The sequence below is a fragment of the Brevibacillus parabrevis genome (genome assembly GCF_022701015.1).
In the GTDB taxonomy this organism is placed as follows: domain Bacteria; phylum Bacillota; class Bacilli; order Brevibacillales; family Brevibacillaceae; genus Brevibacillus; species Brevibacillus parabrevis.
Map to the genome: position 1 here is coordinate 3,717,623 of NZ_CP064090.1, position 17,652 is coordinate 3,735,274.

Below are 17,652 nucleotides of genomic sequence, written 5' to 3' on the forward strand. Positions count from 1 at the left end.
GACATCTTCTAGCTTCTTTTATCCTTTTATGCCCCCGCTCGTCAGGCCCCTGACGAAGTATTTTTGCATGAACAAAAAGAGCAGGATGATCGGCAGCGCAGAGATGGTCAAGCCAGCGAGCAGCACGCCCCAATCGGTTTGCAGCATGTCCCGGAACGCCATCAAGCCGGAAGGGATCGTCTTCAGCTTGTTATCGTCAATGAAGATGATGGAAAACAAAAACTCGTTCCAGGAAAAGTAAGCCGTCAACAGCGCAGACGTCAGCAGGATCGGGGTGCTGAGCGGCAAAAAAATGCGGGTGAACACGCTGAAGCTGCTACAGCCATCCATGTAAGCCGCTTCCTCGATTTCTTTCGGGATCGTCAGGAAGTGCGCGCGGATCAACAGCACGGTAAAAGGAAGCCGGTAGGCGACGTACGGGATGATCAAAGCCCAGTACGTGTTGAACAGCCCGAGACTCTGGATCAGTTTGTAAAGGGGGATCAGGCTGACTTGCGGAGAGAGCATCAATCCGCCGAGAATCAAAATCAGCACGAGCCGCTTGCCGCGAAACGAAAAGCGGGTTAGGCCATACGCCCCGAGAGCGCTTAACAGCACGGTCAAAAAGCAAGTCAGGCTGGTGACGATGACGCTGTTTAAAAAGTAGGCGGAAATCCCTTGCTCCCAGGCTGTCACGTAATTTTCGAACAGCCATTGTGTCGGAAGCGCCCAGCTGTCGCTGAAAATCTCGGAAGATTCCTTGAGCGAGTTCATCACCATCCAGAACAACGGGTAGGCGATGGCGACGAAGTACAGCAGCAAAATGACCAAAAGGCTGGAACTGCCCCATGTCAAGCCTCGTCTGCTGCGCTGTTTCTTCGCTGTCGGCAGGAGGGGAGCTGCGTTTTGCTGTGAAACCGTTTCCATATTTTGCTGCATGTCGATTACTCCTCTCCAGTCTTGGATAGCTTCATTTGCACGAGTGAAATCAACAGTGTGATAGCCAAAATGACATTGGCGATCGTCGACGCGTAGCCCATCTGGTCGTGAACGAAGGCGGACTGGTACAAGTAGGTGCCGAGCACCTCGGAAGCGTGACCGGGACCACCGCCCGTGAGTATGTAGACTTCATTGAAAACGGTAAAGGCGCCAGCCAGCGTAATCGTGGAGGTAACAAACGTCATCTCCCGCACTTGCGGAACCGTGACGTGAAAAAACATCCGGATTTTGCTTGCGCCGTCGATTTCGGCGGCTTCGTACAGCTCTTGCGGGATTTTCTGGATCGCGACGATGAACAGCATCATGATGTAGCCGATGCTTTGCCACTGGGAGACGGCAATCGCCGCAAAGATGGCTGTCGCAGAATCTCCAACCCACGCCCGTGTCCAGCTCTCCAGTCCGATGGCGGACAAAAAGCCGTTCAGCAAGCCGACTTGCGGATGGTAGATGAAGTCAAACAGCAGAGCGATGACGGTGATCGAGATGATGACAGGCGTGAAGTAAATCGTGCGAAAGAGCGGGGAGATTTTGCGAAACACTTTGTCTTCCAGAACAGCCGCCAGGACAAGCCCGCCAAAAACTTGGAAGATGAGAGAAATGACGGCGTAGTAGATGTTGTTCACAAGCGCCTGGTAAAAGATCGGGTCGTGAAACAGCTTCGCGTATTGGGCCAGTCCGACGAACGTTTTGTCTGCGGAGAAAGCGCTCCATTCAAACAAGCTGAACTGGATGTTTTGCACAATCGGGAAGTAAATAAAAAGGAGGATCAACAAAAAGCCTGGAAGGACATACAAGTAACCCGCATATTTTCGCTGGAGCATATCGTTCCCCCCTAAGTGTATGAAGAGACAGTGGAGCCGCTCGGGACTCCACTGCCGTGCTTTTTGGGCGCTTACCTTGTTACTTGGACTGTTCCCGCACCTGCTGCGCTGCCTTGCGAACATCTTGCATGATTTCCTCCGGCGATTTTTCTCCGTTGAGCATTTGCTGCGTGCCTGCGAGATAGGCGTCGACAATTTTGATATCGAGATCGGTATCGAGCCACAAAGCCAAGCCTTCTGCTGCGTTCACGCGCTCTACAGCCTCGATGCCGAGCGGAGTGGCGGTATTTGCGTTGACAGCCCCTTTGACGGCGCTATACTTGCCGACATCCTTGACGAATTTTTCGGCTTGCGCTTTCGAGGTCAAAAATTGCAGGAACTTCACGGCTTCTTTTGGATGCTTCGTGGTGGCCGAAATCATGAAGCCCTCGGGAGCGCCTGTCAAAAATTTCGGATTGCCTTTGCCGCCTTCGATCGCCGGGAAGTCGAGGAATCCCCATGGAAACTTCGTCTTCGGTTCTACCAGCCGCACTTCTGCGGTCTCGGCGTAAAAAATCGCCGCTTTCTGGTCGATGAACATTTGTCTGGCAAACTCATGATCCAGGCCGTTGACATCTTTGTTGAAATAGGGGATTAGCTCCTGCATTTTTTTCAGCGCTTCTACATAGCCTGGATCTTCAAACGTTCCGGTGGCGCGGTTGTAGTCTTTTTCCCGCGTGCTTTCATCGACCATGCGCTGGTTCAGCGTGCCGATGTAGTGGGAAGAAGCCCATGGCGCCTTGTTGCCGAAGGTGATCGGAGTATAGCCGTTGTCCTTTAGCGTTTGCAGGGTGGAGAGGAACTCTGACCAGGTGGTTGGGACGGCGAGATTCAGCTTGGCGAAAATGTCTTTGTTGTAGAAAAACGTTTTGCCGTCGATCGTGAGTGGCACGCCGTACAGCTTGTTGTCCAGCGTAAACGGCACGAGCTGGGATTCCATCAGCTGATCATGCCAGGCTTTGTCTTCCTGGGCGTAGCCGGTCAAATCGAGCGCTTTGCCGCCTCGCACAAACTTGTAAGCGTATTCGCCGCTCCACGAAAAGTAAATGTCAGGGGGATTGTCCGTGCCGAGCAGGACGCTGATTTTTTCCTTGTAGGCGTCGTTTAGCACCGCCTCTGTTTCAATCTTGATGTTCGGATTTTCCTGTTCAAACGCTTTGACGACTTGTTCGAAGTAGGTTTTGTCAGGGTCTCTGGGCCAGCGGTGGAAAAAACGCAAGGTGACCTGCTGATCCGCAGCGGGGGAGACTTGATTTCCGCCAGGGTCTGCAGAAGCTTGCTTGGGCGTATCAGCAGTCGAGCAGCCAGTTGCGAGCGAGAAAATAAGCAAAAGACCAGTGGCGAACCGAAGTATCCTTTTCAAGACATTGCCCCCTTTTATCTTGTAGGAATCGTGCAGGAAAATTTTATATCATATTATGACATTATATTATGATATAAAATTAAGAATTGTCAAACAACAAATGTTCTCCGCGTCTTAGTAAGCGACTTTCCACATGTAACGTCTGGTCGAAAGCGGGTGGTTGCGGGCATCTGCGAGTTCATTGGCAAACTGGCGCAAAACGTAATTCAATACGAGCGGAGCGATATAGCCGCGCAGATCGTCGGCGATTTCGGACAGGTCGAACTCTTTGGCATCCAATGTGATCAGCTTTTCGCCGTACTGCTGATTGAACGTCTGCACGCGCTCTTCCAGCGGGCGAGTCTCGTCCAGCCCAAGCAGTTGAATGACGGGCACGTTTTTGTCGAGAATTTCGAACGGACCATGGAAATATTCTCCGGCGTGGATCGCATGCGAGTGAATCCACTGCATTTCCATCAGGATGCAGATCGCGAAGGAGTAGGCTACGCCGAAATTGGCTCCGCTGGCGATGGTGTAGATGATGTTTTCGTCCTTGTTGGCTTCTCCGAACGCTTTTGCCCGGTCCATAAACTGACTTTTCGCCCGATCATACACGGTTTGCAAGCTTTGCAGGGACTGGATGAAGCGGTGGAATTTGGCGTTTTCTTCTTTGACGTAGAGCAGTCCTGTCACGAGTTGATACATGATCGAGTAGTTGGTTTCAAAAGCGGGCGCGTCCGGGCCATAGCTGTACGTGATGACGTGCTCCGATGCTTCGGCCAATGGGGAGGACGGTTCGTGGGTCAAGGAAACGGTGAGGGCGCCTTTGCTGCGGGCAAATTTGGCTGCTTCGGCCGTCTCAGGCGTATTGCCGGAGTGGGAGCACAAGATGACGAGCGACTTCGCGCCGAGCGTGGCGGGGTTGCGGTGAATAAATTCATTGGAACTGTACAAGTCCGAGTAGATCGTTTTCGCTTCGCGGTCGAGCCAGTATTTGCTTGGATACATCAAGGCCGATGATCCGCCGCAAGCGACGAGAAAGACGTTTTCGATCGGACGGGAGCTGATTGCATCCAAAGCTTGCTGAACGTGAGGATGTAACATGAGAAGACCTCCTTGAAATGAATGGATTGGTTATATAACAATATATAACATCTTATAAACAGACAATCAACTGATTTTTCGAAAAATTTACCAAGAAGCCGTCCACAACAAAAACACTGGATGCTTCGTCCAGTGTCATTGGCTGCGGTTTTGCCCGGTATTGATGGTAAACGTGACGCGATCGGTCGGGATCAGCGAGCTGGAAGAGTGGAAGGGACTGCCTGTGTTATCGTAAGCTACCTTGTCGATCTGGTAGAGCGGCGTGCCGATGGAACAGCGCAGCAGTTCGGCTTCTTCCTGGGTCGCCATGATCACATTCAGCGTTTTCAGGTTGGAGGCAGGCTCGACCTGGTAGTATTTTTTCAGCACCTGATACGTCGAAATCGACTCGGCAATATACTTTTCCAGTTGGGGGAAGCGCGTCAGCGGATAGTAGACGGTTTCCCAAACAAGCGGGGCGTCGTTGACGTAGTGCAGCCGCTTCAATTGCAGGATCGGTGTTCCAACGGCTATTTGCAAAGGGGACGCGATCGCTTTGTCCGCCTCGATCAGCGCGGTTGAAATAATTTGCGGCTGCGGCAACTGCCCGGTTTGGGTGAGAAACTCGGAAAAGCCGTTGACTGCGATCAGCTCACGCTTCAATTTGGTAGCCGTGACGAAGGTGCCTTTTCCTTGCTGGCGCTGCAAAATGCCAGCCTCGACCAGCTCCGTGATGGCTCGGCGGGTCGTAATCCGGCTCACCCCGTACATTTCGCACAGTTCTCCTTCCGGCGGGAGCTGCTGACCTGACTTGTATACACCACGATTGATATCTTCTTTGATGACTTCCTTGAGTTGGAGGTAGAGCGGCTTGTGACTCGCGTTATTTAATTTCATCGCTTTTGTCTCCGATCAAAAAATTTTAAATCGTCTTATAATAATATATCATATTTCGGTCATGCAAGCATTTTCGCAAAAAGGCGCTTCACTGGCATTACGCTTGACGGGACGCTATGATAAACATAATTGTTGGTGGAGAGGACTGGTACATATGGCTCGTGTCTTATTCGTTAACGGCGGCTCGGAAGGACATGTCAACCCGACAGTCGGCGTGGTCCAAGAGCTTGTTTCGCGCGGGGAAGAGGTCGTGTACGTTGCGATTGAAGCTTATCGGGAGCGCTTGGAGCAGGCGGGCGCTACGGTACGAACTTTTGACGGACAAAAATTCATCCAGGCGTTCATCTCAGGGGGCAGAAATTATTTGCTGCAGAGAGTCAACGGACTTTTGCACACAGCGGATATCGTCATCCCGAGCGTTTTGGAGCAGATAAAAGGCGAGCAGTTTGAATATATCATTCACGACTCCATGTTTGGCTGCGGCCGATTGCTTGCCGAGATGTTCCAGCTTCCGGCGATTAGCTCTTGTACTTCTTTTGCCCAGACGAAAGCTTCTTTCGAGGAGACGCTGGAGCAGCTTTCGCGCGAAATGCCTCTAGAGTTGAGGGAAGCGAGCGAAGCAGAATTTCAACGCCTGACAGCCAGCGTGCAGGAAAAGTACGGTGTAGAGATTCATTCGCCTTACGAAGTGTTTTGCAACCCGGCACCATTGAGCATTGTTTATACATCAAGGGAGTTTCAACCTTTTGCAGAAGCGTTCGACCATACATACAAATTTGTCGGCCCATCGATCGCTCCGCGCTACTCGCAAGATCGCTTCGATCTAGCGCAAATCAAAGAGAAGCGTCCGATTTACATCTCATTGGGCACCATCGTGAATCATTCGATTGACTTTTATCAGCTTTGCTTTCAGGCATTCGGCAATACGGAGCATACTGTTGTCATGTCGATCGGGAACAAAGTCCAGCTTGCTGATCTGGGAGACATCCCTGAAAACTTCTTGGTGAAAAGCTATGTTCCCCAGCTCGATGTGCTCCAGCATGCCAAACTGTTTATTACGCATGGCGGGATGAACAGTGCGAGCGAGGGGCTTTACTACGGGGTGCCGCTCGTTGTTCTCCCGCAAGGCGCGGATCAGCCCGTCATTGCCGGACAAGTTGCCAAGCTGGGGGCAGGGCTTGCTTTGGACATGCAAAACTTGACCGCAAGCGAACTGCGCGAAGCCGCCGAGCAGGTGCTGGAGCAGCCGTCCTTCCGCAAAGCTGCTGCAACGGTCAGCGAATCGTTTCAACGAGCAGGCGGTTATCGGCAAGCGGTGGATGAGATTTTGCAGTGGAGAGGTCGGTAGCGGTTGGAAGGAACTCACAGACGACCAGAGCTTGTATCGCAATGGACGCCTGAGAGATTGCCACGACATTTTCTCGTCACAAGTTTGTCATTTCTATAAAAAAGTGGAAAAAGATTGAAATTGACTGGCGGATGGATTAAAATTTTTCTAAAGGAATTACGGACGTTAGCAAACATGCGATCATGAGAAGTCAGGGAAGTATTCGTTCGAAAAAGCCCCGTTTGAATCTAATAGCACAGCAACCTGAGTGAATCTATTGAAGCTTAGGCACTTTAGAGGAATGAAGGGGTCATACGGCAATGCAGCGCAGTGGAGTGTATCGGCAGATCGATACATGAAAGGGCGAAGCATTGCCGTTTTTGGTATGTTTGCCATTCACATTCAAAAGCGAAAGAAGTTTCAAAGATGATGGAGGAATCGCCAGACATGGAGCAAATCACGTACTATCCACTGACTCATCCGCAAAAAAGAATCTGGTCAATCGAGCAGATTTATCCTGACACTCCTTTGCACAACATTGGCGGAACCGTAATGATAAAAGGCACTGTACAGATGCCCGCGCTTGAAAAAGCGATTCATCTGCTTATGGAAAAACATGAAGCTTTGCGGCTGCGAGTTTTGAACCGCAGCGGAGAGCCGCAGCAATACGTGAGTCCGTTTGCCCCGTTCCCACTGGACTATATCGATTTCTCAACAGGCAAAGAGCCGCGAAAAGATTTTGCCGATTGGGTGCAAGCGGAAGCGAGAAAGCCGTTCGTCATCGAAAACGAGAGGCTTTTTTATTTTGCCCTGTTTCGCATCTCGGACGAAGAGCATGGCTACCTGGTCAAGTTGCATCACATGATCGCCGATGGCTGGTCGATCAACATTATGACCGAGCATATTCGAGAACATTACGGCAAGCTTGTGCGCGGAGAGGAAGTCTCTGACCATCAGTCTGCTCCGAGCTACCTGGCTTACATCGACCACGAGCGCGACTATCTTTCGTCGGAGCGCTTCTGGAAAAACCGGACGTTTTGGAACGAGAAATTCCGCGATCTTCCTGACGCGTATGTGGAAAAAAGCTCAGACACATTGCCGGGAAACCGCATCACGCATGAATGGAGCGCCGAGCTTTCCAACCAAGTAAAAGAGTGGGCAAAAGCAAACAACTGGTCGCTGAATACCATTTTTGTGGCGCTGTACTTGCTGTATGTACACAAGTTTACCGGGCGCGAGGATCTCGTGATTGGCACGCCGGTGCTCAATCGATCCGGGAAGCAGCAAAAGAGCATGTTTGGCATGTTTACCAGCACGATGCCGTTTCGTTTTACCATCGACGATCGCTGTTCTGTCGCGGACATGGTGGCTCGGGTCAACAGGGAGCTTTTGGATTGCTTTTTCCATCAGCGCTATCCGTATGACTTGCTGATTCAGGACGTGGAGCTGAAAAAAAGAGGCTACCATCAGCTGTTTGATGTGTGTATCAATTACTACAACACAGCGCTCCAGACGGATTGGGACGGCTGCGCGGTCGAGAATGTCGAGTTTTACAGCGGGCACCAAATTTATTCGATGCAGCTCGTCATCAAGGAATGGTCGGACTCCGGTCGCATCAGCATCAGTTTTGACTACAAAACGAGCGACTACGCGGAAGAGCAGATCGAGGATTTGTTTGCTCGTCTGACCGCTTTGACCCGGAAAATCGTGGCCCGGCCCGACGAGCCGATCAAGCAGCTTACGCTTTTCTCCGAGGAAGAGCAGCAAAAACTGGTAGTGGAGTACAACCGGACAGATGCCTTTTATCCGCGCGGCCAAACGATCTATCAGCTTTTTGAAGCGCAGGCAGCAAAAACGCCGGACAAGCTCGCCGTCCAATATGGCGAAAAGTTTTTGACCTACCAGCAATTGAACGAGAAAGCCAACCAGCTTGCCAGATATTTAAAAGAACAAGGGGTTGGGCGAGAAACGATCGTAGGCTTGTTGACCACGCACTCTTTGGAAACCGTGATCGGGCTGATTGCCGTCGGAAAAGCGGGCGGCGCCTTCATGCCGATCGATCCTGACAATCCAGCCGAGCGAACTCGCTATTTGCTGCAAAACTCCGGCACCCAGCTTTTGCTGACGAATGTGGACCCGGCGGACGAGTGGGGCTTCACTGGACAGATCATCCGCCTGCCGGACGTCGACTGCACAGCGTATGCATCCACTAACTTGCAGGCTGAAAGCGCGCCTGCGGATATGGTGTACATGATTTATACATCCGGTTCTACGGGCAGGCCGAAGGGCACGATGGTGGAACACCGCGGGCTGGTCAATTACATTTGCTGGGCGAAAAAGATGTATGTCAAGCAGGATGACGAGGTGTTCCCGCTCTATTCGTCTTTGGCGTTCGACCTGACGATTACCTCCGTGTTTACTCCGCTGATTAGCGGCGGCACGATCATGGTCTACAGCCACACAGAAGACGAGTATGTGCTGTTCCGCATTTTGCGTGAGAACAAAGCGACAATCGTCAAGCTTACGCCATCGCATTTATCTTTGTTAACAGATCGTGACAATCGGAATAGCTCGGTGAAAAGGTTCATCGTAGGCGGTGAAAATCTGAAGGTCAGCCTTGCCAAAAGCGTCTATGACAGCTTCGGAGGAAACATCGAGATTCTCAACGAGTACGGCCCAACCGAGACGGTGGTCGGGTGCATGATTCACGCTTTTGATCCCGTGACGGACACAAGAGCCGCTGTGCCCATCGGGAAGCCGGCCGACAATGTCCGCATATACGTACTGGACAAACAGTTGGCTCCTGTCCCGACCTACGCTGTCGGGGAAATGTATATTGCGGGCGACGGAGTGGCGAGAGGGTACTTCCGCAATGAGGAGCTGACCAGAGAGAAATTTATCGACGACCCGTTCGTTCCTGGCGAGCGGATGTACAAGACGGGAGACCTTGGCAGGTTTTTGCCGGATGGCAAGCTGGAGTATTTGGGCAGGGGCGACCAGCAAGTCAAGATCAGAGGCTACCGGGTTGAATTGGGCGAAATCGAAAACCAGTTGCTCCAGCACCCGCTTGTAAAAAAGGCGGTTGTCCTCGACAGGGAAGACAAGCAGCAAACCGTGATGCTGTGCGCCTATTACGTCGCGGCGGGCGAGATCGCCAGTTTTGAGCTGAAACAGCATTTGGCACGGCAACTGCCGGATTACCTTGTCCCGCATCATTTCATCGAGGTAAAAGAAATCCCGCTCACAGCCAACGGCAAGGTCGACACGCGCTCCTTGGCTGAGATCGAGTTGCCAAGCGCGGAACATATCGAATATGACGCTTATTCGAGCGAAAAAGAAAAGCAGTTCATTCAGACGGTGGAAGAAGTTCTTGGCGTCCGGCAGATCGGTCGCAAGCACAACTTTTACCATATGGGCGGAGACTCGATCAAAGCTATTCAGATCGCTTCCAGGCTGAGTGCGAAAGGCTACCAGATCAAGGTCAAGGAGATGCTGTCCACCCCCATCATGGAGGAGATGGCCATGCTTGTCGAAGAAGTTCAGCTGACTGTTGTCGAGCAAGGGCTGGCGGAGGGCAGCATTTTGCCTACGCCGATCGTTGCCTGGTTTTTTGCCCGGTCATTCCCCAGCCCGCAGCATTATCATCAGACTGTTTTCGTGGAAATCAGCCCGGCCGTTACGGTAGAAATGCTGGAACGAGCGCTGTTCAAGCTTGTGGAGCACCACGACAGCTTGCGCATGAACGTCAGAGCTGCTCACGGCGATTTGTTCTACAACAATGACCACTTGCTGGCCCCGTATCCAATCGAACAGCGCGAGTTTACGGACATTGCTCATTCCGAGCGCTATGACAGGCTAGAGCAGGTGGCGCATGAACTGGCGGAGCGCACAGACTTGTCCCGCGACCTTTTGCTGAAAGCTTGCCTGATTCATCTCGGAAGCACGCGCCATTTGCTGCTGTCTGCCCATCATCTGCTAGTAGATGGCGTCTCCTGGCGAATCATCCTGGAGGATTTGAACGCGCTGCTCAAGCAAATTTGTCTCGGACAAGCGGTGGAACTTCCTTTGAAGACGCATTCCTATCAAAAATGGGCAGAGTCTTTGGCTGGCTACTGGCGAGGCGAGGGAGAGGCGGGGGCAGAAAAAGAAAAAGAAAAAGAAAAAGCGTACTGGGAAGCGGTCTTGCAAAAGTTTGTGCCGTTTCCGACTGATCACGATGGCGGCGCAGACAGTGTGGCTGCCAGCTGCACCCTTTCTGCCGAGCTGGGCAAGCAGGAAACGCTGGCACTTTTGACCGAAGCCAATGCTTCCTACAATACGGAGCCTGTCGATCTGCTGTTGACGGCTTTATTCATCGCGATTCGCGAACATACAGGGCAGACGGATATCGTAATCGAGACGGAGGGGCATGGGCGAGAACAGCTTGCGGAAAAGCTGGATATCGGCAGAACGGTCGGATGGTTCACGAGTCTCTACCCGTTTGGCCTCTCGCTCACAGACGGAGCTTTGTCCGAGCAGATCAAGCATGTCAAGGAGACGCGAAGAAACGTACCAAACAACGGAATCGGTTACGGCATTTTGCGCTATTTGGCAAAGACTGTCCCGGACTACGCCCCCCAGACGGTCAGGTTTAATTACTTGGGCGAGTTTGCCCAAACGTTTGACGGCGGCTACGTGAAACTGCTCGGCGGCGCTTTTCAGCAAAACACCAGCCCGGACAACCCGCTCACTTGCCTGATCGATGTGAACTGCTTTGTTCTGGATGGTCAGTTGCAAATACGGCTTGCCTTTAGCCGGAACAAGTTTACGGAAAGCAGCATGCAGCGCTTTTTGGGCAACTTCCAGCGCCATCTGGGCGAGATCATTCTGCATGGCAGCCAGCACGGAGCGAAGGAGTTTACCCCTTCTGATTTTGACACGGTAGAGCTTACGCAAGAAGAGTTGGACAATTTGTTCATTTGACGGCGGAAAATTCGGGATGAGAGGTTAAGTGTATGAGAAAAGGAATCGCGGCATGGCTTGTCCTGCTTTTGCTCACCATGACTTTTCCCTGGAAATTACAGGCGGAAACAGCGGCAACAACCAGTCTGGACGAACAAAAAATCGCAGCCATCGAAGCTTGGATCGAGGAAAAAATGCAGGACGGCAAAATACCGGGGGCATCTGTCGTCATTGTCAAAGGCGAAGAGACGATCTACAACCGCGGGTTTGGCTATGCGGACGTGGCCGTGCAACGCCCGGTGACGACACAAACGCTGTTTGAGCTTGGTTCTACGAGCAAAGCGTTTACTGGCCTGATCATACTGGCGCTGGAAGAACAAGGACTGCTCAGCTTACAAGACCCGGTGCAAAAGTATCTCCCGTGGTTTCAGATGAAGGATGCCAGAGGAAATACGCCGCCTATTACGCTGGAACAATTGCTCCACCATACTAGCGGAATCCCGTTCCGCTCGATTGGCGAGATTCCGGCAGGCGAAGAGGCAGACGCGCTGGAGCGGACAGTCAGGGCAGCCGCAGGACAGACGCTCGATTTTTCTCCGGGAGAACGCTTCCTGTATGCGTCGATCAACTACGATGTCCTCGGATTGGTCGTAGAAAAAGTGACGGGGAAGTCTTTTGAACAAGTGGCAAAAGACAACGTGCTGACGCCGCTCGGCATGCAGCATTCCTACCTGTTCCGTCAGGAAGCCGAGCAGCATGAAATGGCCAAAGGCTATAAAATCGGCTTTTTGGGAGCGCGAGAATACGAGGCTCCTGTGTATCGGGGCAATACGCCAGCCGGATACATCATTTCCAATAGCGAGGATATGGCAATCTGGCTGAAAAAGCAGCTCGGTTCGGGAGCAAACGAACAGGTGAGCAGCGAGCTGATTAGACGGTCCCATCAGCCGGATCGCTCTGTTTTTCCGGGCGGCGACGGCTCCTCGTATGCTGCGGGCTGGTTCGTCTACCAAAAAGGCAGCGGCGAGCTGTCCCACGGCGGAAGCAACCCGAATTACTCTTCCTCGGTCGTCATTCGCCCGGGCGAGCCGCTGGGAGTAGCGGTATTAACCAATATCAACTCGGCTCACACACAGGCGATGGGTCAGGGAATCATGGAAATTTTGCAAGGCAAGCAACCGCCGGAAAACGTTTCCGACCTTTACAGCAGTGTCGACAAGGTGGCGGTTGTCATTTTGTGCATCGCGATCCCGTTGATTGCGGTTACCGCCTGGTTTGCCGCCAAGGCGCTCGGCGAAATCGCCCGAAAACAGCGGCGTCCATCCGCAGGGTTTGTGAAAAACGCGTATCGCTTTGCCGTGCTGCTCGTCTGTTTAGGGCTGTGCGGATACTGTTTTTGGCAAATTCCTTCCGTCTTGTTTGACGGGCTGTCCTGGAGCTTCGTCGACGTCTGGGCGCCTGCAAGCTTTGTGGTCGCCATCCTTAGTTTGTTTGTCGGGATTGTGCTGTTTTCCGTCTATTACTGGATGACGGTTGTGTTTCCAAAAGCGAATGACCGGACCTTTTTTCCGATCATCGTCCTCAGTACCGTCAGTGGATTGGGCAATGCGCTGATTATTTTTATCATCAACGAGGCGCTCAACCATACTGACCGTTTTCAGGGCGGCTTGTTTTCCTTTTTTATCATGGGCATCCTCATCTACGTGTGCGGACAAAGGTTGGTCAGGGCCAAACTGATTACGATCACAAACGAGATGGTGTTCCAAAAAAGAACAGAGTTGATCGACAAAATTCTCAACTCTCCGTACCAAAACATTGAAGCCATCGAAAAAGAGCGCATCTACTCCGTGTTGAACAACGATACGGAAACGATCAGCGGCGTGTCCAACATCTTGATTTTCGGGGTCACCAGCCTGGTTACTTTGCTGTGCTGCTTCATTTATTTAGGCATGGTCAATCTGTATGGCCTGCTCATTTCCATTGTCGTGATTTTGGTCGCCGCCGGGCTTTATTTTCTCGCAGGTCGGTATGCCAATCGCGTGTGGGAAGAGACGAGGGACATACAAAATGCCTTTTTCAAGTTCATCAATCACATGATTGGCGGTTTCAAGGAGCTGAGCATCCATAAGGGAAAGAAAGGGCAATTCCAGCAGGAGTTGCAACAAAGCTGCGATACGTACCGGATCAAGCGGATTCAGGGGGATTTAAGTTTCGCCAACGTGTTTGTGATGGGCGAGCTGCTGTTCACCTTCGTGATCGGGGTCGTTGCGTTCATTTTCCCTGTCGTCTTTACGGATATTGCCAGCAGTTCCTTGCGAGCCTACATTTTTGTGTTTCTGTATATGACAGGCCCTGTGCACGGCGTTTTGGATGCGATTCCGAATTTTATTCGCGTGCGGATTAGCTGGAATCGGTTGAATGAACTGTCGAGACAGCTAGAAGTCGGTGAGGACAAACAGGAGGGGCAAAAGACAGAAGCACTTCCATCTGGGGGAGACATTCATTTGGAGGCCAGAGCTGTTGAATATCATTATAAGAACGCCGAGGGCGAGCAGTTTACTGTCGGTCCGGTCAACCTGAGCTTCCATTCTGGTCAGGTCACTTTCATTACGGGCGGGAACGGGAGCGGGAAATCGACATTAGGCAAGCTGTTGGTGGGATTGTACAAGCCCGACCGGGGTGAACTGTTGGTGAATGGTCAGCGCCAGGAAGAGCTGGGACAACATTTTGCCGCCATTTTCAGCGATTTTCACTTGTTCGAGAAGTTGTACGGCATCAACGTCAATCAAAAAGAACAAGAAATACAAGAATATTTGCTGAAACTCGGCATCGACCATAAGCTGCACATCCAGAATGGCGGCTTCAGCACGGTCAATTTGTCTACGGGCCAAAGAAAACGGTTGGCCTTGTTAGTCAGCTGCATGGAGGATCGCCCGATCTATTTCTTTGACGAATGGGCTGCCGATCAGGACCCTGAGTTTAGAGAATATTTTTACAACACACTTCTGCCTGAGATGAAGCAAAAAGGCAAGTGCGTCATTGCGATTACGCATGACGACAGGTATTTCCATGTAGCCGATCAGCTTTTGAAAATGGAAGTCGGGCAGATCGCTCATGAACATGTGAAACAACATGCATGAGAATCTCTGGGTAATGCGGGAGAGGAGGGGAGGCGGCAGAGCGCAAAATGAGAGAAGCCACAGGATAGGATGAGTTCGTTACGCTGTCTACTATGAGAAAAGGATGATTGCTGAAAATGAAAACATTCGAATCGATTGGGATTGTCGGAGCCGGGATAATGGGCTCAGATTTGGCTTTGGACCTGGCTAGTCACGGATATCGCGTCATTTTGAAAGATTTGCATCCCGACATTTTGGAAAAAGCGAAGCAGAAGATGCGCGAAGACTTCAAGCTGATCAAGCTGATGAAAAAAGAGATTCCGGTAAAAGACATAGAGCAAGTGCTCGCCAACGTATTGTTCACCACGACTTACGATGATTTTTCTGCCGTGCCGTTCGTAATTGAAAACATCACCGAAAATTGGGAGGCCAAGAAGCAGGTCTACCTTGAGCTGAAACAATACTGCCCGGAAGACACGATTTATGGCGTCAATACAAGCTGCATCTCCATCACGAAGGTCGGCTCGCTGCTGCCCAAGCCGGAAAATGTCATCGGGATGCACTTCATGAATCCGGTGCCGCTCAAGCAGATGGTGGAGATCATCCGTGGCTACTACACGTCCGAGCAAACGATCGAGAAAATCAAAAGCTTCCTGAAATCAGTCGACAAAAAGCCTGTACTGGTCAACGACTCGCCCGGCTTTGTCACAAACCGCGTGCTGATGCTGATGATTAATGAATGTATTTGGGCGATTCACGATCAGGTGGCGACGCCGCAGGACCTCGACAAAATATTCCGCTTGGGGTTCAGCCATAAAATGGGACCGTTGGCAACCGCGGACTTGATCGGGCTCGATACGATTTTGCACTCGATTGAAGTGTTGTACGAGAGCTTCAACGATCCTAAGTATCGCCCGTGCCCGCTGCTGGTCAAAATGGTCGACGCCGGACTGCTTGGCAAGAAAAGCGGGAAAGGGTTTTTCGATTATACGGCGGCGTCTCCATTGGCGCACAGTGCCAGATAAGCGGTGGGTTGGACGAAGCCGATCAAAATTTCATGTAAAGGAACATGCAAATGGAGCTGAAAAACGGGATTAAATGTGTCGTCTGGGATTTGGACAACACGGTCTGGAAGGGCGTTTTGTCGGAAGGAGACGATGTTGCCCTCTATCCGCAAATCAAGGAAATCATGGAACAACTCGATCAGCGCGGCATTTTGCAGTCGGTGGCAAGCAAAAACAATTACGCTGACGCGATGCGCAAGCTGAAAGAGTTTGAGATTGACCACTATTTTTTGTACCCGCAAATTCATTGGGAGCCGAAGTCCAAATCCATCGGGGCGATCCAGCAGGCGATCAACATCGGGATGGACACGCTGTTGTTCGTCGATGACCAGCCTTTTGAACTGGACGAAGTGAAAAGCGTGCACGATTCGATCAACTGCCTGCACGCCGAGCGCTATACCGAGCTGCTGACACACCCTTCGCTGATTCCGGCTTTTATTACGGAGGACTCGAAAAAACGGCGGTTAATGTATTTGCAAGACATGGAGCGTCAGCAGGAGGAAGAGTCTTTCACAGGCACGAGCGAAGAGTTTTTGAAAACGTTGGACATGAAGTTCATAATCAGCGAGGCGCAGGAAGATTGCCTGAAACGCGCGGAGGAGCTTACGGTCCGCACGAATCAGCTGAACTCGACGGGGCGGATATACAGCTACGACGAGCTGAATTATTTCCGCCATTCGCCCGACCACAAGCTGTTCGTGTGCGAGCTGACCGATAAATACGGCTCGTACGGAAAAATCGGAATTGCCCTGGTCGAAATGAACGAGACGCACTGGCATATCAAATTGCTCATCATGTCTTGCCGGGTGATTTCCAGAGGCGTTGGCACCGTATTGCTGGCACACATCATGCAGCAGGCCAAGCAAGCCGGCAAACGATTGCTGGCCGACTTTAAAAATACGGAAAGAAACAAAATGATGTACGTTTCCTATCGTTTTTCCAACTTTAAGGAAGTTTCCAAAGAAGAAGATGGCTTTGTCATCTTGGAAAACGATTTGACCCAGATTCAAAAATTCCCGCCTTATATCGATGTGCTCGTTTCGTAGGAATGACTATTCAACCCAAAAAAGGAGAGTTTACACATGCAACTTCAAGAACAAATTCGCAACTTTATTCTGGCCAATCTGGTTGTATTCGACGATGAAGTGGAATTTAGCGATGACGACAATATTTTTGAACTGGGCTTCGTCAACTCCTTGTTCGCGATGAAACTGGTCACGTTTATCGAAAGCGAATTTCAGCTGACGATTGAAAGCGACGAAATGGAAATTTCCAACTTCAATACGATCAACAACATCGTGAACTTTATCCAGTCCAAATCGGTGTACAAATAAGTGAAGCAGATGATTTACACGACGAAAAATACAAGTGCTGATTTCAATTGGACGGAGTATTTTACCACGCTTAACAGCGGAGAGACACCCGGTGTCGATGCAAACCTATATTTTCAAAACGTCCGGGAACTTTTGCGCGAAAATGCTCACTTGCTCGGCTTGGTGCTTGGCGACGTGCTTCGAAAGCTGTTGCGAGACGTTCCGGTCAAGCCCGAGCCGAGAGTGCTGGAGCTTGGCGCAGGCACCGGATTTTTGACGCGGCTTTTGCTGACGATGTACCAAGGAAGCGGGGTTTTGGTCGATAATTGCCAAACCTCCTTCGACGCCTATAACCAAGTCGCGCATAACCATGCGGATCGCATTACGTACTTGCTCGAAGACTTGTTCACGCTGAAGCTGACAGAAACGTTTGATCTTGTTTGCAGTTTTGGTTTGATTGAACATTTTAAAGAGAAGGCCGAAATCTTGTCCATCCACAAACAGTTTTGCAAGGAGGATGGATATTTGATTTTGATCGTTCCGATGGATAGCTTTTTGACGCGTGCTTATTACGAAGTTCACCCAGAAATCAACCTGGGATACCGGGAGCTGCTGACCAAAAAAATCGCTTTGGAGCAGCTCAGAGCCAGTGGTTTGCAGCCGATTCGCGCAGAAGTCAGTCAGGGCTATGTCTACGATTTTTTGACGATTTTATGCAAATAAGCAAA

Annotated in this window: 12 protein-coding genes; 7 read left to right on the forward strand and 5 right to left on the reverse strand. The window is 51.1% G+C overall.

Translation table 11 applies throughout. The annotated features are described in order from the left end of the window. Positions 1-18 precede the first annotated feature (18 nt). The 5 genes from IRJ17_RS17760 to IRJ17_RS17780 form a co-directional block, all read right to left on the reverse strand. Complete coding sequence (locus IRJ17_RS17760; RefSeq protein WP_371736970.1) at positions 19-918, reverse strand: carbohydrate ABC transporter permease; 900 nt, start codon at positions 916-918, stop codon at positions 19-21. A gap of 5 nt (positions 919-923) precedes the next feature. Then, positions 924-1,799 (reverse strand): carbohydrate ABC transporter permease, encoded by an 876-nt coding sequence (locus IRJ17_RS17765; protein ID WP_122966448.1) that lies wholly within the window; start codon positions 1,797-1,799, stop codon positions 924-926. Between the two features lie 79 nt (positions 1,800-1,878). Beyond that, positions 1,879-3,201: an ABC transporter substrate-binding protein gene (locus IRJ17_RS17770; RefSeq protein ID WP_242771300.1), complete on the reverse strand. Its 1,323-nt coding sequence runs from the start codon at positions 3,199-3,201 to the stop codon at positions 1,879-1,881. A 114-nt stretch (positions 3,202-3,315) separates the two neighbouring features. After that, on the reverse strand, positions 3,316-4,284 hold the full coding sequence (locus IRJ17_RS17775; protein ID WP_173598181.1) for an SIS domain-containing protein: 969 nt from the start codon (positions 4,282-4,284) through the stop codon (positions 3,316-3,318). Between the two features lie 135 nt (positions 4,285-4,419). Further along, entirely contained in the window at positions 4,420-5,160 is a 741-nt protein-coding gene (locus IRJ17_RS17780) for a GntR family transcriptional regulator (RefSeq protein ID WP_242771302.1), read from the reverse strand. Positions 5,161-5,314: 154 nt separating this feature from the next. Between IRJ17_RS17780 and IRJ17_RS17785 the strand changes: the two genes are divergently transcribed. From IRJ17_RS17785 to IRJ17_RS17815, 7 genes are all read left to right on the forward strand, one after another. Continuing rightward, on the forward strand, positions 5,315-6,508 hold the full coding sequence (locus tag IRJ17_RS17785; RefSeq protein ID WP_242771304.1) for a macrolide family glycosyltransferase: 1,194 nt from the start codon (positions 5,315-5,317) through the stop codon (positions 6,506-6,508). Positions 6,509-6,913: 405 nt separating this feature from the next. Further along, entirely contained in the window at positions 6,914-11,449 is a 4,536-nt protein-coding gene (locus IRJ17_RS17790) for a non-ribosomal peptide synthetase (protein ID WP_242771306.1), read from the forward strand. Between the two features lie 32 nt (positions 11,450-11,481). Next, a complete protein-coding gene (locus tag IRJ17_RS17795; RefSeq protein ID WP_242771308.1) occupies positions 11,482-14,568 on the forward strand; it encodes a cyclic peptide export ABC transporter in 3,087 nt (1,028 codons plus the stop codon). 116 nt (positions 14,569-14,684) lie between these two features. Further along, entirely contained in the window at positions 14,685-15,572 is an 888-nt protein-coding gene (locus IRJ17_RS17800) for a 3-hydroxyacyl-CoA dehydrogenase family protein (RefSeq protein ID WP_242771310.1), read from the forward strand. Positions 15,573-15,628: 56 nt separating this feature from the next. Continuing rightward, positions 15,629-16,657 carry an HAD-IIIC family phosphatase gene (locus IRJ17_RS17805; protein ID WP_173598188.1) on the forward strand — a complete coding sequence of 343 codons (1,029 nt, stop codon included), beginning with the start codon at positions 15,629-15,631 and terminating at the stop codon, positions 16,655-16,657. A 36-nt stretch (positions 16,658-16,693) separates the two neighbouring features. Next, positions 16,694-16,945, forward strand: coding sequence for an acyl carrier protein (locus IRJ17_RS17810; protein WP_122966456.1), 252 nt, complete (start codon positions 16,694-16,696; stop codon positions 16,943-16,945). A 9-nt stretch (positions 16,946-16,954) separates the two neighbouring features. Beyond that, on the forward strand, positions 16,955-17,647 hold the full coding sequence (locus tag IRJ17_RS17815; RefSeq protein ID WP_229049952.1) for an SAM-dependent methyltransferase: 693 nt from the start codon (positions 16,955-16,957) through the stop codon (positions 17,645-17,647). Positions 17,648-17,652: the final 5 nt, after the last annotated feature.